General features: G+C 55.7%; 24 protein-coding genes. 14 read left to right on the plus strand and 10 right to left on the minus strand.

Annotated features, from left to right (window positions below):
• Window positions 1-35 precede the first annotated feature (35 nt).
• Entirely contained in the window at window positions 36-851 is an 816-nt protein-coding gene (locus tag SYNCC9605_RS07080; RefSeq protein WP_041435627.1) for a carbohydrate ABC transporter permease, read from the plus strand.
• Between the two features lie 170 nt (window positions 852-1,021).
• Entirely contained in the window at window positions 1,022-2,542 is a 1,521-nt protein-coding gene (locus tag SYNCC9605_RS07085; RefSeq protein WP_041434773.1) for a tyrosine-type recombinase/integrase, read from the plus strand.
• Between the two features lie 44 nt (window positions 2,543-2,586).
• Here SYNCC9605_RS07085 and SYNCC9605_RS07090 read toward each other — a convergent pair whose 3' ends face one another.
• Window positions 2,587-3,309 (minus strand): hypothetical protein, encoded by a 723-nt coding sequence (locus SYNCC9605_RS07090; protein ID WP_011364381.1) that lies wholly within the window; start codon window positions 3,307-3,309, stop codon window positions 2,587-2,589.
• A 220-nt stretch (window positions 3,310-3,529) separates the two neighbouring features.
• Here SYNCC9605_RS07090 and SYNCC9605_RS07095 point away from each other — a divergent pair, with 220 nt between their 5' ends.
• Entirely contained in the window at window positions 3,530-3,898 is a 369-nt protein-coding gene (locus SYNCC9605_RS07095) for an AbrB family transcriptional regulator (RefSeq protein ID WP_011364382.1), read from the plus strand.
• A gap of 142 nt (window positions 3,899-4,040) precedes the next feature.
• Here SYNCC9605_RS07095 and SYNCC9605_RS07100 read toward each other — a convergent pair whose 3' ends face one another.
• Window positions 4,041-4,265 (minus strand): hypothetical protein, encoded by a 225-nt coding sequence (locus tag SYNCC9605_RS07100; protein ID WP_041434775.1) that lies wholly within the window; start codon window positions 4,263-4,265, stop codon window positions 4,041-4,043.
• 333 nt (window positions 4,266-4,598) lie between these two features.
• Between SYNCC9605_RS07100 and SYNCC9605_RS13875 the strand changes: the two genes are divergently transcribed.
• Entirely contained in the window at window positions 4,599-5,120 is a 522-nt protein-coding gene (locus SYNCC9605_RS13875) for a hypothetical protein (protein WP_257928412.1), read from the plus strand.
• An 882-nt stretch (window positions 5,121-6,002) separates the two neighbouring features.
• Here the strand turns inward: SYNCC9605_RS13875 and SYNCC9605_RS07115 are convergent.
• The gene (locus SYNCC9605_RS07115) at window positions 6,003-7,502 is read right to left on the minus strand and encodes an AAA family ATPase (RefSeq protein WP_011364386.1); all 1,500 of its coding nucleotides are present in this window, start codon (window positions 7,500-7,502) and stop codon (window positions 6,003-6,005) included.
• 189 nt (window positions 7,503-7,691) lie between these two features.
• Between SYNCC9605_RS07115 and SYNCC9605_RS07120 the strand changes: the two genes are divergently transcribed.
• Window positions 7,692-8,216, plus strand: coding sequence for a hypothetical protein (locus tag SYNCC9605_RS07120; RefSeq protein WP_011364387.1), 525 nt, complete (start codon window positions 7,692-7,694; stop codon window positions 8,214-8,216).
• A complete protein-coding gene (locus tag SYNCC9605_RS07125; RefSeq protein WP_041434782.1) occupies window positions 8,213-8,923 on the plus strand; it encodes a hypothetical protein in 711 nt (236 codons plus the stop codon). The genes SYNCC9605_RS07120 and SYNCC9605_RS07125 overlap by 4 nt, the downstream gene beginning before the upstream one ends.
• Window positions 8,924-8,929: 6 nt before the next feature.
• Here SYNCC9605_RS07125 and SYNCC9605_RS14660 read toward each other — a convergent pair whose 3' ends face one another.
• Both SYNCC9605_RS14660 and SYNCC9605_RS15125 read right to left on the minus strand, forming a co-directional pair.
• Complete coding sequence (locus SYNCC9605_RS14660) at window positions 8,930-9,424, minus strand: hypothetical protein (RefSeq protein ID WP_156783040.1); 495 nt, start codon at window positions 9,422-9,424, stop codon at window positions 8,930-8,932.
• Between the two features lie 1,311 nt (window positions 9,425-10,735).
• A complete protein-coding gene (locus SYNCC9605_RS15125; protein WP_257928418.1) occupies window positions 10,736-10,984 on the minus strand; it encodes a hypothetical protein in 249 nt (82 codons plus the stop codon).
• Between the two features lie 1,706 nt (window positions 10,985-12,690).
• On the opposite strand from SYNCC9605_RS15125, the gene SYNCC9605_RS07145 reads away from it, so the two are divergent.
• Window positions 12,691-13,683: an ABC transporter ATP-binding protein gene (locus tag SYNCC9605_RS07145; RefSeq protein WP_011364393.1), complete on the plus strand. Its 993-nt coding sequence runs from the start codon at window positions 12,691-12,693 to the stop codon at window positions 13,681-13,683.
• Here SYNCC9605_RS07145 and csaB read toward each other — a convergent pair.
• The gene (gene csaB, locus SYNCC9605_RS07150) at window positions 13,640-14,722 is read right to left on the minus strand and encodes a polysaccharide pyruvyl transferase CsaB (protein WP_011364394.1); all 1,083 of its coding nucleotides are present in this window, start codon (window positions 14,720-14,722) and stop codon (window positions 13,640-13,642) included. The genes SYNCC9605_RS07145 and csaB overlap by 44 nt on opposite strands.
• A 54-nt stretch (window positions 14,723-14,776) precedes the next feature.
• Here csaB and SYNCC9605_RS07155 point away from each other — a divergent pair, with 54 nt between their 5' ends.
• The 3 genes from SYNCC9605_RS07155 to psaK all read left to right on the plus strand — a co-directional run bounded on the left by SYNCC9605_RS07155 (window position 14,777) and on the right by psaK (window position 15,680).
• Window positions 14,777-15,070 carry a DUF2499 domain-containing protein gene (locus SYNCC9605_RS07155; RefSeq protein ID WP_011364395.1) on the plus strand — a complete coding sequence of 98 codons (294 nt, stop codon included), beginning with the start codon at window positions 14,777-14,779 and terminating at the stop codon, window positions 15,068-15,070.
• Window positions 15,067-15,354, plus strand: a complete 288-nt coding sequence (locus SYNCC9605_RS07160; protein ID WP_011364396.1) for a DUF3593 domain-containing protein — start codon at window positions 15,067-15,069, stop codon at window positions 15,352-15,354. The genes SYNCC9605_RS07155 and SYNCC9605_RS07160 overlap by 4 nt, the downstream gene beginning before the upstream one ends.
• 68 nt (window positions 15,355-15,422) lie before the next feature.
• On the plus strand, window positions 15,423-15,680 hold the full coding sequence (psaK, locus tag SYNCC9605_RS07165) for a photosystem I reaction center subunit PsaK (protein WP_041434789.1): 258 nt from the start codon (window positions 15,423-15,425) through the stop codon (window positions 15,678-15,680).
• Window positions 15,681-15,731: 51 nt separating this feature from the next.
• Here the strand turns inward: psaK and SYNCC9605_RS07170 are convergent, their stop codons facing one another.
• Window positions 15,732-16,919 carry an NAD(P)/FAD-dependent oxidoreductase gene (locus SYNCC9605_RS07170; RefSeq protein ID WP_011364398.1) on the minus strand — a complete coding sequence of 396 codons (1,188 nt, stop codon included), beginning with the start codon at window positions 16,917-16,919 and terminating at the stop codon, window positions 15,732-15,734.
• Window positions 16,920-16,932: 13 nt separating this feature from the next.
• Window positions 16,933-18,864: a 1-deoxy-D-xylulose-5-phosphate synthase gene (dxs, locus tag SYNCC9605_RS07175; RefSeq protein ID WP_011364399.1), complete on the minus strand. Its 1,932-nt coding sequence runs from the start codon at window positions 18,862-18,864 to the stop codon at window positions 16,933-16,935.
• Between the two features lie 80 nt (window positions 18,865-18,944).
• On the opposite strand from dxs, the gene ilvA reads away from it, so the two are divergent.
• The 3 genes from ilvA to SYNCC9605_RS07190 are packed head-to-tail and all read left to right on the plus strand — an operon-like array spanning window position 18,945 to window position 21,332.
• Complete coding sequence (gene ilvA / locus SYNCC9605_RS07180) at window positions 18,945-20,474, plus strand: threonine ammonia-lyase, biosynthetic (RefSeq protein ID WP_011364400.1); 1,530 nt, start codon at window positions 18,945-18,947, stop codon at window positions 20,472-20,474.
• 39 nt (window positions 20,475-20,513) lie between these two features.
• Entirely contained in the window at window positions 20,514-21,011 is a 498-nt protein-coding gene (gene scpB / locus SYNCC9605_RS07185; RefSeq protein ID WP_011364401.1) for an SMC-Scp complex subunit ScpB, read from the plus strand.
• Between the two features lie 24 nt (window positions 21,012-21,035).
• Window positions 21,036-21,332, plus strand: coding sequence for a YggT family protein (locus tag SYNCC9605_RS07190; RefSeq protein ID WP_011364402.1), 297 nt, complete (start codon window positions 21,036-21,038; stop codon window positions 21,330-21,332).
• A gap of 14 nt (window positions 21,333-21,346) precedes the next feature.
• Here SYNCC9605_RS07190 and SYNCC9605_RS07195 read toward each other — a convergent pair whose 3' ends face one another.
• A complete protein-coding gene (locus SYNCC9605_RS07195; RefSeq protein ID WP_011364403.1) occupies window positions 21,347-21,820 on the minus strand; it encodes a hypothetical protein in 474 nt (157 codons plus the stop codon).
• Between the two features lie 7 nt (window positions 21,821-21,827).
• Window positions 21,828-22,157 carry a nucleoside triphosphate pyrophosphohydrolase family protein gene (locus SYNCC9605_RS07200; RefSeq protein ID WP_011364404.1) on the minus strand — a complete coding sequence of 110 codons (330 nt, stop codon included), beginning with the start codon at window positions 22,155-22,157 and terminating at the stop codon, window positions 21,828-21,830.
• A gap of 56 nt (window positions 22,158-22,213) precedes the next feature.
• Between SYNCC9605_RS07200 and pyk the strand changes: the two genes are divergently transcribed.
• Complete coding sequence (pyk, locus tag SYNCC9605_RS07205; protein WP_041434793.1) at window positions 22,214-23,665, plus strand: pyruvate kinase; 1,452 nt, start codon at window positions 22,214-22,216, stop codon at window positions 23,663-23,665.
• Window positions 23,666-23,678: the final 13 nt, after the last annotated feature.

A 23,678-nucleotide genomic window follows, 5' to 3' on the forward strand; every position in this document is an offset into this window, starting at 1 on the left:
GACCGATGACACGTGGATCGATGACACTTGGCTTGATGACACAACGTTCTCTCTGGATTGCACTGCTGCTGGTTTGGTCGCTCGGGCCAATGTTTTGGCAGCTGGTGAGTTCCTTCACCACTGCAGATGCTCTGGTCAATGACCAACTGAGCTTCTGGAGCCGTTGGACGCTCAACAACTACCGGGATCTGCTCAGCACCGATGCGCCCTTCTGGCGTTACCTGTTCAACAGCAGCTTGGTGGCTTCCCTCACCACACTGCTCACCTTGATGCTGGCCATCCCCGCCGCCTATGGCATGGCCAAGCTCCCGGATCGATGGAAGGGAAGCCTTCGGGCTGCGGTGGTGGGCGCCGCTCTGTTCCCTTATGTGCTGCTGTTTCTGGCGCTGCTCGAACTGGCCCGCACCTTTGCCCTGGGCAACAACCTGATCGCCATCGCCATTCCCTACAGCGCTCTGTCGATGCCTCTGGCCCTGCTGCTACTCACGGCGGCGTTTGAAGCCCTGCCCAACGATCTCGAAGATGCAGCAAAGCTGGAGGGGCTGTCGTTGTGGCAGCGGCTGCGCTGGGTGCTGCTCCCCTTGATTGCACCGGCCTCCGCCAGCACGGCAATCCTGGTGTTTTTGTTCGCCTGGAATGAATATCCCGTGGCCCTCACCTGGCTGAGCCGCAGCGATCTGCTCACATTGCCGGTGGCCATGGCCCGAATTGCGGGATCATCCACCTATTCCGTCCCCTATGGCACCTACGCGGCAGCCACCGTGCTCGGCGCCATTCCGCTGCTGGTGCTGGTGCTTGTCTTCCAGCGTCAGATCGTCAGTGGACTCACCAACGGAGCCATCAAGGGATAAGTCCCTGCTTGAGACTGATCTAGGCATCAAGATCTCAGTCGTCGCAATGCTTTTCAGCCACCGAATGTGTAGCTACCGTGTGGCTACCCAGTGGCTACGTCCCCTGAATGCCGAGGAAGCCAACGCTTCTGCCGTACTTACAGACGCTGCCCTCAGGAAGGCTGCGTTATGTGCGGCGTGTACCCCCTGATCTGCAGGAATTTCTGGGCAATCGGCGCTACATCACGGTGCTCATGCCGAATAACGCCCGTGAATCCACCGATAAGCGACTGATCAAGGCCTGGAACGAGGCAACAACACAGGTTGAAGCGGAAATTGCTGCAGCACGTGCGGAACAACAGGCCCAATCACTGGGCGCACAGCAGGTATCTGCCTTGTCACCAAAGGATGTGGCGGGAATTGCGGCTGAACCTTGGCGAAAGCTGCTGAATGCAGGCGATCAGGGGCGAATCACCACCGATATCGAAGACATGCTGGCCGAGGTGGTGCTGATTGCGCTGGAAGCCATGTCTCAGGCGGGCAAGCCGGGAGCACTAGAGCAAATCGAGGCAGCAAAAGCGGCAATCACGCAACGAATGGTGGGAGAAACGCTGGAGAAGCTGCAGATCCAGCCTGATTCGCAGGTAATGCGGCAGATCCAGCAGCGATTGCTGGGATACGTCCCGATGTTTGGGGCAGATGAGCAGAAGCGGGCAGCAGGAGACTTCAGTCCTGGGGATATCGAGACGAAACCACCACCGTTACCCAAGGCCAAGGTCACATACGCACAGCTCATTGATGAATGGGTGCGAGATGCGGGAGGAATCCGTGAACTTGATGGCGTTGGCGTAGGTCAGAAGCAAGTCGAACAGTATCGAGCGCATATCACTGAGCTGATTGAGGTCACACAGCTGCATTACCCCGATGAGTTGGATATCGACACGGCACGGCAGTACTTGACCCACATTCAGCTCTCAAAGCTGGCAACAGCCACGAAGCAGACGAGATTAGTGACGGTGAGCAACCTGTTTGCCATTGGTGTCCGTGTTGGGCTGCTCAATCAGAACCCATTTGCTGGATTAAGGATCAAGCGACCAAAGGGAGAGAGGGGGAAGGGCTATCGACCGTTCACACGGGAAGAACTGATGGTCATCTTCAAAGAGATCAACAGGCTGCCGCCCAATCAGAAGAACATCGTGCCGTTGATCCTGCTGATGACTGGCGCAAGGCTGGGCGACATCATCTTTCTTAGGCATCGGGACGTTGAGCAAACCAACAAGGGGACTTGGTTCTTTGACATGGTCGATGAGCCCAAGGATGAGTACCCAAGGACTCTGAAAGGCGGATCTGAGGACGAGCGAATGACACCACTGCATCCACTGCTTGTTGAGCGTGGTGTTCTGCAGATGGTTGAAGCAGACAAGTCTGGATACGTCTTTGAGAACAGGAGTAACGAAAGCTTGAGCGCCTGGTTCAAGCGCTTGCTGCAAAAGACTGAGATCTATGAGTACAGAAGGACAGGACTGCACTCATTGCGTGCAACGGCCATCGATGCTTGGCGTGCCGCGCGCTTACCCGCGGACGTCCGTCGTGCATTGACAGGGCACAGCAGCAAAGACGTCCAAGACAGGACGTATGGCGAGGGGCTGCAGCGAATGCCAGACATCCTGCATGCAGAGCTATCGAAAGTTGACTGGAGCTGGCTGCCATAAAAGAAAAAAGAAAAGCCCCCACCCAGAGGGTGAGGGCAAGAGGTTCAAGCAATGGCTTGTTCTTTGGTAGCGCTGGCCTTGCGACGGGAGCGCTTGGGTTTGCGGATCTCGTCGAGTAACTCTTCGATCTCCTCAGCAGGTACCTCGAAAGATTCCTCTTCAACTTGGACCTGAGCCTCAACAAAAGGGCTGTCCTCGTTGTCTTGGCTGGTTCCGTTGACGTAGCTGATGATGTTCAGCCGCTCGTCATACCCAAGCTTCTCGCCAGTGAAGGCGGATTCAGGCAACTGCACACGGTGGAACTGTCCGTTTTCGCAGTAGGAGAGATCAACGAAGGTCGCTCGCCCTTTGCTTCTCAAGGTGATGGTCACCTGATCGGCAAGTTGTTGGCGGCTCATGTGTTTGAACTGCGTGAGGAAACTCGTGGCAGTCCAGCTGTCAAAGCCGCAGCGGTACACATACGTGGTCCCATCAACTGCTGTGACAAGGATGAGCAGCTTCTCCACTGGGTCATAGCTTTCGTACTGCTGAGTCTTGATTTGAAGGTCAACAATCCAGCAGCGCAGTGAGTTGGGAACCCACATGCGAGAGCCATCTTCTAAGAGGAGATAGGCACACCTTCCCTTGCTGGCATCACTGGCACCAGCGATAAACAGCGTGGTCATCATCGATTGCTGAAGCTCAGAGGATTCATCGGTGAACCCGCTGAGACCATCAGCAATGTTGTCAATGCCTGCCTGGTCGACAGGAACGATTGAGAGAGTCATCACAGTTTTCTGCTAGGTGAACACGACCTTCAGGCTGATGAGGCAAGAAGATCACCACGAAAAAAGGCGTCCCGTAGGACGCCAGTGGCTGTTGTTTGCTCTGTGTTAGAGCACTTGGAATAAGGCTCGTTGGAACCGAGCGGGCTGTTATTTGCAGTGAGTTATTGGCAGAAAGAAATTATGTTTGCTAGGTTTGTGACATCCAACAAGCAGTAATCCAATGCTGACTGGCACCGACCTTCTCTCGAAGGTGAAAGATCTTGGCGACGTCTCAAAAACAGACTTGGCCCGTGGCTGCGGCTACGTATCCACCAAAAAGGATGGTGGTGAGCGGGTGAACTTCACCGCTTTCTATGAAGCCTTGCTTGAAGCCAAAGGCGTCACCCTTTCAAACGGTGGCGGCTCTCCTATTGGCAAAGGTGGGCGCAAGCTGTCCTACAAAGCTGTGGTTCAAGGCAACGGCAACCTGCTCGTGGGCAAGGCTTACACCGCCATACTTGATCTGGATGCAGGAGATGAGTTTGAAATCAAGCTCGGCAAGAAAGCCATTCGCCTGGTCCCTGTTGGTGGATCTGACGAAGAGGAGTGAGGACCACGGCTAGCCAATAGCCCTCACCCGTTGCCCTGCCACAGATGTGGTGGGGCTTTTTAGCCAGCGTCTATTGGGCTCGTACCAAGCCTGTTCTCAATCACGCATCTACGAGTAGCTATCGAACTACGCTGAGCACCATTTACAAAGCATGCGCGGGGTCGGCAGAGGCTTTCTTTTTTGCTCCAGCCACCGAGCGAATAATTGGGGAGTTTGGGGCGTCAAATTTTTTGCAGCACATTTTGGCCTCTATAGCGCTTTTTCTCTTTCCCAAAGCCATCAAGCCAATCAGCACGGTAAATAAATCTAAAAACTGTTGCTTCTGAAAACTATTTTTGATTCCCCAGCCACTCAAAAGGATTGCCATATCTGACCTGCACGAACTCAATGTTCCTGTGAGCAAGGCTGAGCTGGTTTCTGCAGCAACGTGCAGAAGGAACTAGCTCGGGACTCCTTCAAGTTGCGCCCTTGGAGCCAAAAGGAATTTCTCGAGAAGCTGATTCGCTACTAGGACGCCTTTCCAGGAGAGATCCGGCTCGTGCTTCCCCTGAAGAAGGTGTGGATGGTGGCGGGTGATGCGGAGAAATGATTTTGCCTCTCGGCTGAGGGAGCAAAAAATCGCTTCATCTCCCCCAAGTGAGGGATGCGAACTCCCATAGGGCAGAAGCATCTTGAGGAGGAACATGCACTCCCATGTCCCATGCCCGCACGCCTTATCACTCCCAGCCAGCTGTCGCTATTTAGCATCAGCCCAGTGATCGGGGCCTGGTGGGAGGAGCTGCAGGCGCAGAAGCTATTTGACGGGAGCAAGCCAGCGGTGAATGAGCCGGATCAGCAGCTGTTTGCCGATGGCCTACGCCACGAGCAGGTGCTGCTCACCAAATTGGAAAAGGCAGGCCACAGCATTGCCCGGCTGCCCGGCAAACAAACCGACGCCGACTACACCGCAACCCGCCAGGCGATGGCAGAAGGAGCGGAGTTAATCCACCAGGCCTCGCTTTGCAATGAGGAGATGCGCGGCAGTGCCGACTTGCTCAAGCGCATTGATCGACCCTTTCGTGTGGTCCATGGGTTGACTTTGCAGTCAATTTCTCTTGTTCATTATTCCAGCAAAATCCATTGGCAACAAAGAATTCCTCTACTTAGTCTTTCTTTTTTGTCCCACCGACCAATCGAGTACACAAAGGATTTAATTCGAAGAATATCTCACAGAACTTTATAGATGCCCAGGGCAATTTAGTCTTTCCCAAAGTTGACAATTTTTTTAGGCAAGTGCGATTTCCATTCCGAAGTTCGTGAAAGTCTCAATCACACTCCTGAAAGCCGCGCGCTCGTTTCGAAAGTCATACGCCCAAAACGCTGCAGCGTTAACTACGGAGGCCTGAGAAAGAGCTGCAACCGTTGCAACTCTGCAACTCGACTGCTACAACTGGGATCTCAGTGGCACAGCATTGCAACTACATCGCAACCATTGCAACCGCAGTCTCAGCAATAGATTTGAGGCAGGCATATACTTTACTTAATCCACAGATCGCGTTTCAATTTGATATATTGGATAGTAGGGGGAGTAGTAGTATTTGCATAAAGAGTTAGAAAGCAAGCAGGCGTTAAAGATGCAAAATTGTGCAGAGTTAAAAACATGGAACAACTTCAGAAAAGTTTGAGCTATATGGTGTCCAGCGTCAGCAAGATTTAGTGAACTAAGCCGCAGCAGAGGCTTTCTTATTTGAAGTCTGAAATTTTTGGTGTCTTCACCCTGTAGTCATTGATCAATGCACCTAGCAGCATTGTGATGTATTGGTTGTCTGCACCAGTCTTCATTTGGAACTTTCTTATTGAGTAGTCCATTTCACTAAAGAAATCACGTACGTCCTTTAGTTGTTGCTCTTTTGAAGCCATGAAGGTCAAGAACTTCAAATGGAATACACCAGTTTCATGCGGATATTGAGTGCTGTCTGTATCAAATGTATTTAGTCTGATCAAAAAAAACCAGTTATGTCAAAGGGGTTGCATTCTGGTTGCAGTTATTCACTTCTAAAAAGCCAGTCATACTAGGGGAGTTGCAGAGTTGCAGTGGTTGCAACTCTCTCCCACACCCAGCTTTTTAGTAATCCGGAAGCAGCTCTTGCTTGATGGAGTAGCTGACTTCGTAGACCTTTCCGTCTGATGTCTCGTATTCAGTGACGAGTGGCATGCCTCGGTAACGCTCCGCTGTCAGTGCCTTGAGGTTTCTGCTGACTGTCCCTTTGTTGATCCCACTGTCTAAGACGAGTGTTGTTTGAAGGATGGGAGCGTCATAACCGCGCAGTGCTTCCAACACGTCACGCTTGCCCTGGCTGAGCCCTTTGATCTTGGTCAGTAGCGATGGACCATCGAGGTCTTCATTGAGCTGCTCCTCTGACTGGAGCGAAAGGAAGGCGTCATAGAAGTCTCCGTGGCTCTTAACCGTGCCGCCCTGGAAGTCGAGCTCCACCAATAGATCGATGGGAGTGCCTCGGTGTCCTGACACCAGCCGACGCTTGGGCGACTTGCGGTCAGGCACCGCCTTGCCATTGACCTTGCTCTTCTGGTCAAGGAAGTTCAGCGTGATGATCTGACCAGCAAAGGCAGGGATTGATCCGTGTCCCCGCAAGCTATCAGCACCAGTGAATTCCTGAGTGCTCTCCTTCTTTTGATGCGCCAAGAGGATCGGAGTGGCCCCATACCGTTCGCACAGCAGCTTCAAGTCGAGGATGCGTGCGGCGACAACAGCTGAATTCTCATCGACTCCTGTGCCTGAGATAGCAGCAAGGAAGCTGTCCACAACAACGATGGAACTTGGCGCTTTCTTCAGAAGAGCCTCCAACTTGTCGAGGTTGGTGTTGGTAATCCCCCAGCCGCTTTCATTAGGAATGAAATTGAAGCCATCCACAGGAATTCCATCACGAATCAAGCCTGTGTTCCTAAAGATGGGCGTGTAGACATTGCGTCCACCATCAAGGCCAATAAAGAAGACTTGGTTGACCAAATCACGGTTGACCTTAAAGCTAAGAAACCGTGGCTCCCGGTCGTGGTTCATCAGTGAGCTCAGCAGCATCGCAGTGAAGTTCGTCTTGGCTGCGCCTGAGAGGCCTCCAATGATGTTGAGCTCTTCAGCCATCACAAGGTCTTCAATGATGTGGCGTTGAACCGATTGGAACCATTGTGCTCCCTGGTGCTTGTTAATAACTACTAAACGGGAGCCGTACTTCTGCTTGTTGTGCTCGTCACAGAGAATCTGAACAATCCGATTGTGGTCCAACGGATGGCCTGCTTGCTTAGCGGCATATCGAATCAAATCAGACTTAAGCTCCGAAGTCAGGTCGGGCTTCTGGCAGATCTCCGTGATCTTGGTCTTCAATTCAATCAGAACTCGCTCGTAATCATCAATGGTTTCGGCAACACGCTTGCCATTCTTGCCACACAACTGCTCATCGAAGCAGTGTGAGACATCAGGGAGAGGCTCAAAGAAAGTCTCTTCATCGTGAGATGAAAGGAAGTCAAATTGTTCGTAGTCAATCGAAGACTCTTGATTGCTGACGCCCTGAATAGCTCCATACTCGAGTTCACCGAAATCCTTAGTCATAGCTTTCAACAGCAATAGCAGTCAGTCAATGATTGGCGACAAGTAAACTTTCAAGTCTTATCAAGGCCAATAAATAAAACCAAGAACTTTATGCTAGCGATAAAATAAAGCGCTCGTGGGCATACGCGCAGATGAACATTTTAGCTAAAATGAATAGATGAAATTAGAGAGATGGTTGGAGCCTTTTAGATGAACTACGTGCCGAAAACTAAAGACGAATACATCCAAGCGCAAAGCAAACTAGTGAGTGAGGCTCTCGCGGGAGACCTCTGTCGAATCAACGTTTACCCAGCTCAGAACCGTGAGCTCTGGTTACTGGACAAGTCGTACAAGGCAATTGGCTTAATCCACCGTTGGTTATTTTTTTCTGACTACTTGAAGACAGGCAAACCAGAAGAAATGATTTTTTCCGCCTATACCTTCGCCCATCTACTCAAGAGAGCAGTGAACGCAGGTAAAGCAGAACACCCAGGGCGCAACTTTGTCGGGTTCACGGAAGAGGCCCTAAGCCATATGGCCGAGAGGGGAATTATCGACCTGCTTGTTCTGGATAATGGGTTCTTAGCTGCCTGCATTAAGAACGGAGGCAAAAGAACGGATAATATTGAGGAAGGCAGAGATCGATATCAGAAACAAGTAAAAGAGAAAATCACCAGGCGCAATAACGACATTCGCCATCTCAAGCGTTGCTTTGATTTTCCACTCAACAAGTGAACGCAATGATCAAGAAGAGAGAGCCAGGCCATCCAACTACTAAAAAGTTTTTCAGCGGGCAGGAGTTAAGAGAGCAAGCTGCTGCACGATTAAAAGAAAGAGCAGACTCAGAGTTCTTACCGATTGATCCAAAGGCTAGAGCTGATGCCCTTGAAGAAATCTGTGAGCTTGACTTTGCAACGATGACGAAGCGCGAACTAAGGCATCTGCACCAGGTGTTTGAGGCGGTCTATTCTTCGTACCTTGATGATCTTGCAGCACTTAAAGACCTGGAGGCAGAAAGCTGCCCTTCAAGCAAGACTTTTGCAGGAGTTGCTGCAGCTATTGAAGAAGGTGTTACAGTCGGCACAGGAATGATGAGCCCTGAAGATTGGTGTGAGACCCATAGGCTTAGACCTAATGGTCACCGCAAACCAGGCCCACTTCCAAAGAAGAAGCCAAACATCTTTGACATTACTGCTGGAACGAAAGGGCCTGCAAAGAAGAAGTATGAACCCGTGCACAAGATCCCCCATGAAACTAAAGAGGGTTATTTAGTTCGGCGTGAGTTGGAGATTGAAGTCCAAAAGAGCATGCAGCAACCACCTCGCTTGGTCGGTAAGCGGGTGAATCGCAACCCAATCCCCAACCAGCGCTTCGATAAGACCTTGCGAAAAGCTGATCGTGAGCGTCAGGCTGGTGAAACAGATATCAACAAGGAAATCTAAAAGCTATCAAACTCTTGAACCAAAGCCTTCAGACCCACCCATCAATGTCGAGTTTCGCATAGCTCTTTCATACATTTCTTGGTGAATATTTTTTGATTCATTTGTGAACCAATCTTCTTCTACAGATGGCTCAATAATCTTCAAGCCGAAGTCTACGACTGCAGTTTCAAGCACAGCAAAGTCGCCTGCTGCGTTGTAAAAGCCAAGCTGCATATCGATCATTCCTGTGACTGGAGGCAAATCAATACGAGCTGATCGTGTTGAGGTAGAGACTTCTATAGCTTTAAAGATACTTGAATTGCCGTGGCTATCACTGGCTCGCAAAATCAGTGTTGAATTGTGGTAATCGTCGACATAATCAATTGTTTCTGTATCGATTGACCAAGAACACACAACCGAATCATGATCTTTCACCGCACCAAAACACGCATCGTCAGGATGAACGAGCGCAGCAAGAAACTTGTTGCCTAAAATCTTTAAAGCTGTGTCGATCCAGCTCATACACAAGTTTCAGCACAAGCAAATCTAAATGGTTTAAAACCCTTTGCAGGAAGCTTAATAAAACAAAATAGGCCAGATAACCAAAATCGAATAGTTGAATCTGGTAATCAGCTATTCTTATTGAACCTAAGAAAGTATTTTTGAAATACTTTTAGGGTTCAAGAGGAGAGACTGTAGTGCGAACGTAAGCGCAGATGTTTGCGTAGCGCACAGAGACCTTGATTAACTGAGGCTGTGCATTATGCATGAATCAAAATGCAAATCTATCAGGAAACTAAACGCTAGTTTGAACAGCGGCAAAACGTCTGATAGGACTGACGTTAGAACATTTGCGTGGCGAATGTAAAGTTAGTTGAAGGATTAAGGGTTAGAGTCAAAAGCCGGTGACTCCGATTGCAGCAATCGTTGTTGCATTTACAACTGCAATCGAGGAACATAGGTAAGTGACTGGTGGAAGCAGTAAAGACACTAGACGTACCAATATCTACACGAATACGCAACGTATCCGTGTCACTATTTATCAATTACTTGGGTCGTAATTTTTCCTAAGCCTTTGCCGCCATTGACCGGATAAGTCTCTTCAACCAATGTCGGACAGTAAGTACCAGTCGATAGAGCAAGGAAGACCAAGACCCTGCTCGTCCGCCCGAGCTTTCGTGGGACCCGCTTAAGTTGGACTGGTGCTTCCCCGTAGTTGGGTAGTGGCCCACAAGACAAAAGTTTTCTTACGTTCAATCATTTCTAAAGGCAGCCCAGACCAAAGGTGTAGACCAACCGATTCACGAACGACAAGCTTGTGGTCCTGGGTCGCTACCCAACTACGAGAACCACCGGTTCACATAAATGGAAGCCCCCGAAACCGAGGGCGGCTTTAGCAGCGGGTTTGACTAATGAAGCAGTAGCTTTTTATTGAAAACCGTGCCTCAACCTAGTGGCAGAGGTCACTTCAACAAAAGAAAATAAAAGTAAATCGACCGCTTGCGATCGTCCTTTTCAATGGTGCGGCAATAGGCAGCACAAGTGGAGGACCAAAGACAAACCAACCGCTTTAGCGGTTGTCCTTATTAGCAAGCTTGCTATCAATCCACCTCGAGAAAATATAAACACCAACAAACATTGGTGCATAGATTACCCACATGTTCTCTAGTTGATAGCCACTATTATTCACAAGTACTAAGCCTGAATAGCTGAGGACCATATAAATGGAAACTCTTCGGATGACTGGAAATTTGCTGAGCATCCAAGATCGACGTGTCTGCTTACCCTAGCAAGTTCAATTAGTCTTCACTTCTTCTCTTGCTTTGGTTGCTTCTATGATTTGAATCCTTTGGCTGAAGGTTCATTTCTTTTTTTAGCAGGCTTAGCAACTGGAGGCGCTATCGATTCATCTTTGAAGACTTTTCCTTCTACCCAAATAGTTAACGCATAGACAAGAATCAATGCTGGCACAAGGACAAGCCATTCATTGTCAAACTCATATGGGATCTGCCTCACACCAAACACAGTCAGATATCCAGTCGCAAGCGTGAGAATAAGCCGCCATATCGTTCCGGAATTCAATTGACTTATCCAAGGCATCACCGCTCACTCTATTGAGAAGAGGGAGTGCTGCCAGATGCTCATTCGGTAGCTATCAATTGAATGTGGCTTGCGAAATCGAGCTTTCGCTTTGACTCGAAAGTCACACAAGGGGGTCAAGGGCAAGCAACCAACCTGCCCTTTCTCCTTAGCTATTGCTAGAGACTAGGTGTGCTGAGCCGAACTCCTCAGACCTGACGTGTCTGGGATTGTGCCGCCGGGATGCAGAGCTGCATTCTCTTGGTTGGTGCTGGGTTTTACAAGGGCATAGCGCTCTCCTTGAAAAGCTTTGACCAAGCGACTCACATCAGCGGATCGTCCCAAGGAGGAGGACGATGTTTTTGTGACAACCACTACAAAAAATTACCAGCGGTTTTCACCTTTATGCACGGTTTGCGTACTGACAGCGTGGGACTGGTAGCTTTAGCGGCCGCTAAGACTGGAGGGGATTGAGGTCTGAAGATCTCCCTCTCACAGCACTTACAACTTCAGATCAACATGCGGTTTGCAGCAATCCTTTCGTTGATGTTGTTGGCTCCGGCAGGTGTGTTGGCCCATGAAGCCAAGGCCACGGCCGAAGGAATGTCAAAAGAATTCGCAACTGCTGAGGCAATGCGTAAAGTTCCTGAGGGCGCATCAGTGACGGGCACCACTTGCAGAAGTAAAGACGTGGGAATGTCGACCCGTTACTGGTGCACTGTTGAGTACAGCGATTGAGTTGCTGACTTAAATCGTGATGCTTCACATCAGCGGATCGTCCCAAGGAGCAGGGATATCGGTATCTGCTGAAGTGTGATTAATGAACTGCAAGAGCGTTTGCCAGGCAGCGGTGATGAGTTGCGTGCTTGTCAAAGCCAATGGGCAATTGGTGACAACCTACAGGGTGTCCACCGCTTGACTTGCGCAATTCGTCAGATGCGATACCTAATCAGATCGATTGTTTTCAAAACAACGTCTTAAGCAGGTGAATTGCCTGAGGCAGGAGCATTGTCTCGGCGTTGCTTTTTATAGATCAGCTGCTGAAGCCTGGTGAGGTTGAGCTGGTGCTCACCGTTGGTCCAGTGCATTGGATGAGCTACTCGTGCTTCGAGCTCGGCGATTTCGTTGTTGAGGTTTCTCGCTGGGTCCTCGGACCGTGGAACACCTTCACTGTGATGCACCAAGGGGCAGCTGACATCAGTGCAGGTTTGCTTCTTGTCTTGCAGCCCAGGGCGTTGCGTGTGACCAGCCAGCACTGACGTATGAGCTGTATTCCAGGAGGCAGCAGTCGTTTCTTGAGGTGACAAGCACCCAAGACCTGGCACTGGCTGAGGGTGACGTAGCCAAAGGACGAGCAAGTGGAGCAGCTTTTGACCTCACAGAAGGGTTCGAGGTCACGCTCATCGAGAAAGTTCCAGTCCTCCATGCTTTTGATAGGCAGCAATACACCTGTACTACAACCAGCCAAAGGTGAGTGGCAACCACTTGGCACAAGCGAACCGGTTTCTACAGAAATCACCCTTAATCTCTGGCTAACAAGTGCCTTGAACCTGTGGCTAAACGTGTGGATTCACTGTGGCTACCGTGTGGCTACCCCGTTATTTCAGGCAAGCACTCTCGTTTTATCAAGGCTTGAGAACTCATGCAATGCAGTCGATTCCAATGAGTCTCAATCACGTCTTAATAAGAAGTAACGCTGCCATCAAGGGATGACACTGCAACTTCGGGCCATCAACAAGCGCTTCGGCGAGCGTCAGGTTCTCCACAAGCTCGATCTCGATGTGGCAAAGGGCGAATGCATCGCTCTGCTTGGGGCCAGCGGCTGTGGGAAAAGCACGGCCTTGCGTCTGATCGCCGGGCTCGATCACCCCGATCAAGGTTCGATTCGCATCAACGATGCGGAAATGGTTGACGTTCCCGCTGAACGTCGCCGGGTGGGGATGGTGTTTCAAAGCTATGCCCTGTTCCCGCATCTGAATGTTTGGGAGAACCTCGAACTGGGGCTGCGCATGCGGGGAGGCAGCGCCGGCGCCCGCGATGAACGAATCCGCAGCGTCCTGGAGGTGTTGCAGCTCAGCGAGCAAGCCCAGCAACGACCCTCACAACTGTCCGGCGGCCAGCGCCAGCGCGTCGCCCTGGCCCGAGCCCTGTTGCGGGATCCCCTGGTGTACCTGCTGGATGAACCGATGAGCAATCTCGATGCCCAGTTGCGCGAAGACCTACGACCTCAACTGCGCCGCCTCATGATCGGCGGTGAACAACCTGTGGTCTATGTCACCCATGACCAGCAGGAGGCGATGGCGCTGGCGGATCGCATCGCTGTGATGCGCGAGGGAAGGATTGAACAAATCGGAACACCCCGCGAGCTGTACCAGCAACCGGCCAGCACCTACGTCGCCCAGTTCATCGGCCGCCCGCAGATGAACCTGCTGCCTGCCAAGAACGGGGTGATCACCGGCATCCGACCGGACGATCTGCGGCTCGACCCCGCAGGCTCACCCTGCGCGATCCTCAGCCGTGAATGGTTCGGAGCCAATCAGATGTTGCTGGTGCGCTGCGATCGCGGCGACCTGCGGCTGGTCTGCTCTGGAGAAACAGCGATCGAGGCTGAACCATGCATCAGCTGGCCCAGTGATTGCGAGCACCGCTTTGATGCCGTCAGCGGCCGTCGTCTGCCGTCAGGTTGTCCGCCATCCGATTGAGAAGCTCACTGTGCGCTGACGCCTGGCGTCGCAGAGCTTCGGTCTGATCAGGATCCGCTGGACGGTCCACTTCGGCCCGCCAAAGGGTCAGCAGATCATCCACAGAGGGAAGCGACCGCAAGGTAATGCAGGGCACTGAGGCCATGGCCGCTGCAGCCTCCACCTTCGGGTCGTAGCTGAGGGCAGCCATGGGGCTGTTGGCCAGTCGGGCCAGGATCAGGGCATGCAACCGCATCGGCAGCACCAGACGCGCCCGCTGCACCAGATCGGACACAGCCTCAAGGGACTGGGGAAACAAGGTTGAGCTGCGCGCTTTCAATCGCGCCGGCAGCAGACCTTGATCACTCAGGTGCTGCAGCAGAGGCGCGTCCTGATGGTGATGGAACGCAAGCCAGATCACCGGCGCCTCCAAGTCGGCACTGAGCCGATCCAGGGCTTCGGTTAAGCGACGCCAGCCCGCATGATCCAACAAAGGTGTCGGACGCCAACTGAGCACGATGGCGTCGCCACCGAGCCAAGGGCGCGCCGGCATCTGCCAGACCGGATCGGCAGCCAGCACCATCGGCAGCTTGGGGGCCCAACGCTGGGCCCAATCAAAGGAGCGCGGATCCCTCCAGCTCGCTGCCTTGCAGAGCGGCAACACCGTGCGAACCAACAGCCGACTGATCCGCCGCTGCAGGGGTCCAAGGCCCTGCCCCCAGAGAACCACCTCGGCGCCACCTAAACGGGCAACCGTCATCACCAGCAGGTAATAGACAAGGCTGCTGAAGCTGGTGCTGTCCTGCAGCAGGCTCCCCCCACCAAGAACAAGAACATCAGCTCTCAGGGCCGCACGAAGACAGAGCAGCAAGGAACGGCGGTTCACCGTCTGCGCCGACGGAGCCAACGCCAAAACAGGGGCCGGATCGCGGGCCGTAATCAGAAGCTGCTGCGGCTGGGGAAGTGACGCGACCAGGACCTGAAGCAGGCCATCGTCGCCGAGGTTGTGCTCTCCGTAGTAGCCGCAAAGCAGCAATACAGGCGCAGTGGGGCGGACCACGGGCAGCAGCCTGTTCACTCCTGGCATTATCAACGGATTCCAAGGATTAAGAGCATGCATGCACTGTCGCTCGGAACCTGGTGGATCCACGTCGCCTCCGTGGTGGAGTGGTGCGTGGCGATCGTGTTGATGCATCGACGTGGTCTGCTGGGCATGTCCTTGGCGATGCTTCCAGCCCTCGTCAGTGCCATGGCCGCCTGCACCTGGCATCTGTTTGACAACAGCGAAGCGCTGCGGGGGCTGGTCACCCTTCAGGCCCTGTTCACCGTGATCGGCAACTGCACCCTGGCCTTCGCGGCCTGGCAGCTCCAACGACGCCGGGTGGTGGACGGAGCCAGTGCTCCATGAGCTTTGATCCCGCACCGCTGTTCGCGGCCTCACTGATCCCCTATCTGCTGTTTCTCTATTGGCTCCGCAAAAGTGAGGCGCTGCCGCTGATGGCGGAACGGGGCTTTCAGCTCACACTTCTGTTTGTGGCCGTCACGATTGGTGCCGCCATTGCCGCCCTGCGCTGCTGCTCAGCGGAACTGGTGGAGATTGACTGGTTGCACGGTGGGGCAGAAGCCTTTCTCACCCTCAGCAACACGGTTTTGGTGATCGGACTTTTGTTACCAACCCCCAAAAAAGGGTGAACAAGTCTTAAGAGAGGCAGGCAAGGCGTCGCCATCACCGGAAGATGAGGTGTCGCTCATTGGCTCTAATGCTGACCCACCTCTTCGCGATTGCTCCCGCCTCCGTGTCCTGGTCTCCCAAGGTCGCCTTGGTGATGATCCTCTGCAATGTGGTTGCGATCATGGTCGGCAAGGCCACGATCAAGCACCCCAACGTTGGCGCTGCACTCCCTAACGCTTCCTTCTTCGGCGGAATGGGTCATGCAGCCCTGCTCGGCACCACCAGCCTCGGCCACATCATTGGCATCGGCGCCATCCAGGGTCTGGCCGCCCGCGGCGTGCTCTGAAGCACATCTCTTGAGGGAGGAGCCAGTCTCCTCCCTGAAACAACCCTTGGCTTAGAGCAGATACGGCAGCAGCCTCAGGCCGTAACGCTCAAACTTGTAATGGAACAAAAGCTCTGAGAGAGCAGGGGCTTCTGCGGTCGCAGAAAGCCCATGGATCAGACGTTCGAGACGTCGGTCGGCCATTGGATTGTCGAGGCCCCACCAAGTGCGCCGCGCCAGCCGGCCCGACACCATCCAGCGCCAACTCCGCTGGGCCTTGATCTGTTCTTGGTAGCGACAGGCCATGGTCGTGGCGTCCCCAGGCATCCCCTCAGCGATCAACAGATCAGCCAGTTGATCCGCGCTGTCCATCGCATGGCGGATCCCTTCTCCCCCAAGCAGATTGGCGGAACTGGCCGCATCCCCCACCGCCAGCAGTGCACCGGCCACGAAGGGTTCCGAGCGGGCGATGCTGCTGGACACAGGCCCGCCATGGCGATCCAGCACCGGGCAGGCGCTCAAGCCGCAACGTTGAATCAAGCGCTGAAGGGGCCCAGCCAGGCTGCCGGGGGTCGGACGATCCGCAGGTGGGAGGTGACAGACGCCCACCTTGAGGCATTGCCCCTGCATGGGGAAGATCCAGCCGTATCCATGGGGGATCCAGTCGGAGCCCAGGAAGAAACTGATCCGATCCCGCCATGCAGCGGCCTCACGATCATCGGCCTGCAGCAACCACTCAACGCCGATGCCCTTCAGCAGCGGATCCTCAGGATTGGGGCTGAGGCCAGCCTGCTGCAGGAGATCTCTGCGCGCACCCGTGGCATCAATCAACCAGCGCGCTGAGCGCAATAACGTCCGCCCATCGCATGTCTGCAGTCGCACGCTGGCTTGATCGGCCGTGAGCTTGCTCAGCGCAGCCCGGCAGCCCTGGATCAACTCCACCCCATGGCGACGCGCCTCCTCCCAGAGCCAGTACCGAAGCCGGCCGAAGTCGAGCACCACCCCCAGATCGCTGGCAGACCACCACTGATGAACCAGGCCCGAGGGATCATGCAGCTGCCAGCCCTGCCAGGTGGCGGCAATGGCGTCATCCGGCAGACCCAACCGATGAAGAGCGTCGAGCGGCAGCGCACCACTGGAGTAGGCGTGGCGATGAGGATCGGCCAAGCGATCCACCAGGGTGACCTGAGCACCCGCCCGGGCCAGTTGAATCGCCAGGCGAGCACCGGACGGCCCAGCGCCAACGATCAGAACGGACACTGATGCCCCAGCTTCAGGCCTGCAGGGCCTTGATCGAAGCGCTGGCTGGCAGATCACCCGAGGTGTTGCTGAAGCGCTCAAGGATTCGTTCAGCCATCTGCGCAGGAGTCAGGCCGAGAGCCTCCTTGCTCTGCTGCGGCGTGGCGTGATCGACCAGCTTGTCAGGGATGCCAATGCGCAGCATCGACACGTTGATGTCCTGATCAGTCAGTGACTCCAGAACCGCTGCACCAAAACCACCCGGAAGAGCTCCCTCCTCCATGGTGACGACACGGGGGATGCGCCGCGCCAGGGGATGGATCAGCGCTTGATCCAGGGGCCTCAGGAAGCGGGCGTTGATCACAGTGGTGGAGAGCCCGGCTTCCTCGAGCAGCGTTGCAGTCGCAAGGGCCGGCGCCACCATCGAGCCGTAAGCCACGATCATCAGATCGTCGCCTTCCCGCAGCAGTTCACCGCGGCCGATCGGCAGCGTTTCCCAACCCTCTTCCATTAACGGCACGCCTTCCCCGGAGCCCCGGGGAATTCGCAACGCCGTGGGCCCGTCGTGCTGCAGGCAGGTCACCAGCATCCGCTGCAGCTCAGCTTCATCCTTCGGTGCCATCACTGTGAAGTTGGGAATGGCCCGCATGTAGCTGATGTCGTACTGACCCTGGTGGGTCGGACCGTCAGCACCAACGATGCCGGCGCGATCAAGCACGAAGGTGACCGGCAGCTTCTGGATGCCCACATCGTGGATCAACTGGTCGTAGGCGCGCTGCAGGAAGGTGCTGTAGATGGCAACGACGGGGCGCAACCCCTCGCAGGCCATGCCCGCCGCCAGGGTGACGGCATGCTGCTCAGCAATGCCGACGTCCACGTACTGGTCCGGAACAGCCTTCTGAAGCAGGTCGAGACCGGTACCGGTGGCCATGGCCGCAGTGATGCCGATCACCCGACTGTTCTGCTCACAGAGCTTGACCAGGGTCTGCCCAAACACCTTGCTGTAGCTGGGAGGTTTGGGTTTCGATGACGGGATTGCCTTGCCGGTGCCGAGATCAAAGGCCGATTGGGCGTGATAACCGACCTGATCGGCCTCGGCATAGGGATAGCCCTTGCCCTTTTTGGTGACCACATGCACCAGCACCGGGCCGCCTTCTCGATGGGCCGCCTGGAAGGTGCGCACCATTTCACCGATGTCATGGCCATCGATCGGCCCCATGTAGGTGAAGCCCAGTTCCTCGAACACGGCACCCACCTTGGGTACCGCGAGGCGACGCATGCTGCCCTTGAGACGGTTGAGTTCCGCAGGAATCTCGCCACCCATGAACGGCAGGTGCCGAACGCTCTCCTCAACACTCCCTGAGAGGAACTGCATCGGCGGGCTGAGCCGCGCACGGTTCAGCACGTTCGACAAGGCCCCCACCGGCGGGGAAATCGACATGTCGTTGTCGTTCAGCACCACCAAGAGCCGTGTATTCGGGAGGTGTCCGGCATGGTTGATGGCCTCCAGAGCCATGCCGCCTGTCAGGGCTCCATCACCGATGACGGCAACACACTTGAACGATTCACCATGGTTATCTCGCGCCATGGCCATGCCCAGCGCCGCTGAGATGGAGGTGCTGGCGTGGCCCGCTCCGAAGTGGTCGAAGTCGCTCTCAGTGCGCTTGAGGTACCCCGCTACCCCGTGTTGCTGACGCAGAGAGTCGAAATCGTTGAACCGGCCGGTGATCAATTTGTGGGGGTAAGCCTGATGGCCCACATCCCAGATCACACGGTCCTGGTCGAGATCCAGCGTTTGGTACAACGCAAGGGTCAGCTCGACAACCCCCAGGCCAGGCCCTAGGTGACCACCGCTTGTGGACACCACCTGCAGATGCCGCTCACGAATCTGCCGAGCCACGTCCTCGAGCTGAGCCGGGCTGAGTCCGTGCAGTTCATTCGGATGCTTCAGATCTCCGAGATGCATGCACTGACAACTCCAATCCATGCAATCTACGGGAACCAACCCGGATCCTGTCTGGATCGAACCCTTGGAAGAATGGTGGGATGACCGATTACCTGCAGCGGATCCTGCGTGCCCGCGTCTACGACGTGGCGCGGGAAACCCCCTTGGATCCCGCCCCCAATCTGAGCCGCCGCCTGAACAACACGGTCTGGCTGAAGCGTGAGGATCTCCAGCCGGTGTTCTCGTTCAAGCTGCGCGGCGCTTACAACCGCATGGCGCAGCTCAGCGACGACGAACTCGAGCGCGGTGTGATTGCCTCCAGCGCCGGGAACCATGCCCAGGGCGTCGCCCTTAGTGCCCAGCGGCTCGGCTGTCGAGCGGTGATCGTGATGCCGAGCACCACACCCGAGGTGAAAGTGCGCGCCGTGCGGGCCCTTGGTGGTGACGTGGTCCTCCATGGCGAGACCTACGACGAGTGCTCCGCTGAAGCGCAGCGACGCTGCAAAGCCGATGGACTTACGTTCATTCACCCGTTCGACGATCCGGAAGTGATCGCAGGCCAGGGCACGATCGGGATGGAGATCATGCGCCAGGCCGAGCAGCCACCCAACGCGATCTATGTGGCCGTAGGTGGAGGTGGCCTGATCGCAGGCATCGCCGCCTACGTCAAACGGCTGTGGCCGGAAACGGAGGTGATCGGCGTGGAGCCGGTCGATGCCGATGCCCTGAGCCGCTCCCTCGAGCAGGGCCAGCGGGTAGAACTGGAACAGGTGGGGCTGTTTGCCGATGGCGTCGCCGTGAGAAAGGTGGGCGAACACAACTTTGAGTTGGCCCAGCAGTTCGTCGATCACATGGTGCGGGTCGACACCGATGCCATCTGTGCCGCGATCAAGGACGTCTTTGAAGACACCCGTTCCATCCTGGAGCCCGCCGGTGCCCTGGCAGTTGCCGGGCTCAAACAGGACGTGGCCGAGCGCCAACTGGAGGGGCGCCATCTGGTGGCGGTGGCCTGCGGGGCCAACATGAATTTCGATCGCCTGCGCTTCATCGCGGAACGGGCTGAGCTCGGGGAAGAGCGGGAAGCGATGCTGGCCGTGGAGATTCCCGAATCACCCGGCAGCCTGAGGCGGCTGTGCGAACTGCTGCGGGAGCGCAGCCTCACGGAATTCAGCTATCGCATGACCGATGGCACTTCGGCGCAGATCTTCATCGGTGTGCAGGTGTACGACGACAACGACCGTGCATCACTGCTGAGCCAACTGGAGCGTGGGGGCTTCCCATGCCTCGATCTCAGCGAGAACGAATTTGCCAAGGTTCACCTGCGCCACATGGTTGGGGGCCGTCTGCCGGCTTCAGCGCGCACGGCCTGTGCCGGGGAATGCAAAGAGCTGCTGTATCGCTTCGAATTTCCCGAACGACCGGGCGCCTTGATGAGCTTCGTGGATGCTCTGCACCCCGGCTGGAGCATCAGCATCTTCCACTACAGAAATCACGGTGCTGACGTGGGGCGCATCGTTGTTGGCGTGCTGGTGCCGGAAAAGGAGATGCAGGGCTGGACCGAATTCCTCAATGACCTGGGCTATCGCCACTGGGATGAAACCAACAACCCCGCCTATGGGCTGTTCCTCTGAGTTTCTGGGCGGTAACTTGAGTTCTCTCGAGGGGTTGTGATGACGTCTCCATCACTGCCCACCCGGCTCGAGGCGATTCTTTATCTCAAGGGTCGGCCCGTGAGCATCGGCGAACTGGCCGAGCTGGCCGACTCCGACCGTCGAAGCGTCGAAGAAGCCCTCGTGGCCCTGACGGCCTCCTACGCCCAGCGGGACAGTGCCCTGGAGATCGTTGAACAGAGCGGTCGCTACGGGCTGCAGCTCAGGCCAGGCATGGGCGATCTGGTCAAAGACCTGCTGCCGGTGAATCTCTCCACGGCAACCCTGCGAACCCTCGCCACCATTGCCCTGAAGAAACGCATCCTTCAATCGGATCTTGTGGATCTGCGAGGCTCAGGGGCCTACGACCACATCAAGGAACTGCTGGCGCAGGAATTCATTGAACGGCGTCGTCAGACCGAGGGGCGGTCCTACTGGCTCACCCTCACCGAAAAATTCCATCGCACCTTCTCCGTGCTTCCTGATCTTGGGACAACCGATCTGACGGAAGCTGCATAAAGTCGGAGAAGATCAGCCTCCGCCATGGAATCTCTACCCGTCACCCTGCTGCAGGTGCTGGCCCAGACCCTGCAGATCTACTCCCTGGTGCTGATCGTTCGGGTTCTGCTGAGCTGGTTCCCGAACCTGGACTGGGGCAATCCGGTGCTGAGCAGCTTGAGTGCGATCACCGATCCTTACCTCAACGCCTTCAGGGGTTTGATCCCACCGCTGGGGGGCATTGATCTCTCCGCCATCCTGGCCTTCCTCGCCCTGAATCTGTTGCAGAGCCTTGTGGGGCAGTCGATCAGCGCCTTCTACATGTCGGGCTCCAGCTGGTGATCACTCCTTGGTAATCACTGCTGGTTAATGCCGCGCTCCAGCGGCAGCAAGTCATCATCGTCAACATCAACGCGGGTTCGGACCGGAGCATTGAAGCCTCGGGCGCGGGGATTTTTGATCACGAACGGTCCTGGGGTTCCGGCAGGCACTGAGATTCGCAGGGCGAACGCGGAGTGACCCGGGTTCACATCCCCGATCGATCCCACCCGGGTTCTGTTGGGAAGAACGGGTTCACCACTGGCATCCAGGATCCGTGCGTACACATCCGTGTCGATGACGCTGTTCTTGCTTCGGTTCTCAACATCTCCCGTCAGCACATAACAGCTGGCACCCACCGGCCGGCTCAGTTCGGGTTGATTGCCAGCATCAAGCTCTCCACAAGGATCTAGGCGAACCTCACTGAGTTGCAGTTCAGCGGCATCGCATGGGAGCGCCAGTCCCAGCAGCAAAGGGAGGCTGCACATCAAGGCAAGAAGTCGACGGAGCATCAGGAGATCAACGTTGGTCACCGCTGCCGCCGATGCGCCCGCGGGCAGCTCGGCTCGACAGTTTCTGCAGGTTGGCGTCAGCCACCCCATTCAGGTCATAACCCAGTTCGCTGGCCAACTGAGCCACGTACCAGAGCACATCTCCCAGCTCCAACTTGATGGCTTCGCGGGTGTCGGCATCAAAAACTCCTCCACGATCACGAATCACCTTTTTCACCTTGTCGGCCACTTCTCCGGCTTCACCGGTCAGGCCAAGGGTCGGATAGATGGGATTACGGCCAACATCCGGGTAGGCAGCCGTCTTTCGGGCGGCGTCCTGATAGGAATTCATCTCCATGGGGCCGGTTGGGAAACGCCCGGATGGTAGTTTCCGCAGGGATTTTCAGCCGCGATATGGGCCAGTTCGACCTGAACCGACGGACCAAGATCGTGGCCACCATCGGCCCTGCCACGGAGAGTCCAGAGCGGATCAAAGAGCTGGTGAAGGCTGGTGCTACCACCTTCAGGCTGAATTTTTCCCACGGGGACCACAGCGAGCACGCCGCACGCATCGCCACGATCCGTCAGGTGTCTGAGGAACTGGGCCAGACCATCGGCATCCTCCAAGACCTCCAGGGTCCGAAGATCCGGCTCGGGCGGTTCGCCGAGGGGCCGATCACCCTGGCCAACGGCGATCCGTTCACGCTCACCTCACGGCCGGTGAGCTGCGACAAGACGATCGCAACGGTCACCTACGACAAGCTCGCCGACGAAGTAACCGCCGGCAGTCGCATCCTGCTCGACGACGGCCGTGTGGAGATGAAGGTCGATACCGTCGACAAAGCGGAGCAGACCTTGCATTGCACCGTCACCGTGGGCGGTGTTCTCTCCAACAACAAAGGCGTCAACTTCCCAGATGTTCAACTTTCTGTTCGTGCCCTCACGGACAAGGACAAGACCGACTTGGCCTTTGGCCTCAGCCAGGGGGTGGACTGGGTGGCCCTCAGCTTCGTGCGCAATCCCTCGGACATGGAGGAGATTCGCGGATTGATTTGTGAACAGGGCCATGAGACCCCTGTAGTGGCGAAGATCGAAAAGTTTGAGGCCATCGATCAGATCGATTCAATCCTGCCGCTCTGTGACGGCGTGATGGTGGCCCGCGGTGACCTCGGCGTGGAGATGCCGGCCGAGGAAGTGCCGTTGCTGCAGAAGGAACTGATCCGCAAGGCCAACAGCCTGGGCATCCCCATCATTACTGCCACCCAGATGCTGGATTCCATGGCCTCCAGCCCCCGGCCCACCCGAGCCGAAGTTAGCGACGTGGCCAACGCCATCCTGGATGGCACCGACGCCGTGATGCTCTCCAACGAGACTGCAGTGGGGGATTTCCCCGTGGAAGCCGTCCAAACCATGGCGACCATTGCCCGAAGGATCGAGAAGGACTACCCCCAACGCTCGATCGACAGCCACCTTCCCAGCACCATTCCCAACGCCTTGAGCGGTGCGGTCAGCACCATCGCCAGCCAGCTCAATGCCTCGGCGATTCTCCCCCTCACCCGAAGTGGGGCCACAGCTCGCAACGTCAGCAAGTTCCGGCCTGCGGCACCCATCCTTGCCATCACTCCTGATCGCACCGTCGCCTGTCGTCTGCAGTTGGTGTGGGGCGTGACACCGCTGGTGATTCCCGAAGGCGAGCGAACCACGCAGACCTTCCAGGCAGCGATGCTCAAAGCCAAGGAGCTCAACCTGCTGAAGGAGAGTGATCTCGTGGTTCAGTCCGCAGGCACCCATGCCGGAGTTTCCGGATCCACGGATCTGGTCAAGGTGAGCATCGTGGGCAACGAAGCAGAGGCGACACTGATCTGAACGACGCCAAACC

The organism is Synechococcus sp. CC9605, from assembly GCF_000012625.1.
GTDB lineage: Bacteria > Cyanobacteriota > Cyanobacteriia > PCC-6307 > Cyanobiaceae > Parasynechococcus.

What these genes read in the sequence shown, in the direction of transcription:
- SYNCC9605_RS07100 (WP_041434775.1), bottom strand. Translation starts at nt 4,265, where the DNA reads ATGGCAATCCTTTTGAGTGGCTGGGGAATCAAAAATAGTTTTCAGAAG.
- dxs (WP_011364399.1), bottom strand. Translation starts at nt 18,864, where the DNA reads ATGCATCTCGGAGATCTGAAGCATCCGAATGAACTGCACGGACTCAGC.
- SYNCC9605_RS07195 (WP_011364403.1), bottom strand. Translation starts at nt 21,820, where the DNA reads ATGCTCCGTCGACTTCTTGCCTTGATGTGCAGCCTCCCTTTGCTGCTG.
- SYNCC9605_RS07190 (WP_011364402.1), top strand. Translation starts at nt 21,036, where the DNA reads ATGGAATCTCTACCCGTCACCCTGCTGCAGGTGCTGGCCCAGACCCTG.
- psaK (WP_041434789.1), top strand. Translation starts at nt 15,423, where the DNA reads ATGCTGACCCACCTCTTCGCGATTGCTCCCGCCTCCGTGTCCTGGTCT.
- ilvA (WP_011364400.1), top strand. Translation starts at nt 18,945, where the DNA reads ATGACCGATTACCTGCAGCGGATCCTGCGTGCCCGCGTCTACGACGTG.
- SYNCC9605_RS07145 (WP_011364393.1), top strand. Translation starts at nt 12,691, where the DNA reads ATGACACTGCAACTTCGGGCCATCAACAAGCGCTTCGGCGAGCGTCAG.
- SYNCC9605_RS14660 (WP_156783040.1), bottom strand. Translation starts at nt 9,424, where the DNA reads ATGAGCTGGATCGACACAGCTTTAAAGATTTTAGGCAACAAGTTTCTT.
- SYNCC9605_RS07115 (WP_011364386.1), bottom strand. Translation starts at nt 7,502, where the DNA reads ATGACTAAGGATTTCGGTGAACTCGAGTATGGAGCTATTCAGGGCGTC.
- SYNCC9605_RS07120 (WP_011364387.1), top strand. Translation starts at nt 7,692, where the DNA reads ATGAACTACGTGCCGAAAACTAAAGACGAATACATCCAAGCGCAAAGC.
- SYNCC9605_RS07155 (WP_011364395.1), top strand. Translation starts at nt 14,777, where the DNA reads ATGCATGCACTGTCGCTCGGAACCTGGTGGATCCACGTCGCCTCCGTG.
- SYNCC9605_RS07200 (WP_011364404.1), bottom strand. Translation starts at nt 22,157, where the DNA reads ATGGAGATGAATTCCTATCAGGACGCCGCCCGAAAGACGGCTGCCTAC.
- scpB (WP_011364401.1), top strand. Translation starts at nt 20,514, where the DNA reads ATGACGTCTCCATCACTGCCCACCCGGCTCGAGGCGATTCTTTATCTC.
- SYNCC9605_RS07095 (WP_011364382.1), top strand. Translation starts at nt 3,530, where the DNA reads ATGCTGACTGGCACCGACCTTCTCTCGAAGGTGAAAGATCTTGGCGAC.
- SYNCC9605_RS13875 (WP_257928412.1), top strand. Translation starts at nt 4,599, where the DNA reads ATGCCCGCACGCCTTATCACTCCCAGCCAGCTGTCGCTATTTAGCATC.
- SYNCC9605_RS07080 (WP_041435627.1), top strand. Translation starts at nt 36, where the DNA reads ATGACACAACGTTCTCTCTGGATTGCACTGCTGCTGGTTTGGTCGCTC.
- SYNCC9605_RS07160 (WP_011364396.1), top strand. Translation starts at nt 15,067, where the DNA reads ATGAGCTTTGATCCCGCACCGCTGTTCGCGGCCTCACTGATCCCCTAT.
- pyk (WP_041434793.1), top strand. Translation starts at nt 22,214, where the DNA reads ATGGGCCAGTTCGACCTGAACCGACGGACCAAGATCGTGGCCACCATC.
- SYNCC9605_RS07090 (WP_011364381.1), bottom strand. Translation starts at nt 3,309, where the DNA reads ATGACTCTCTCAATCGTTCCTGTCGACCAGGCAGGCATTGACAACATT.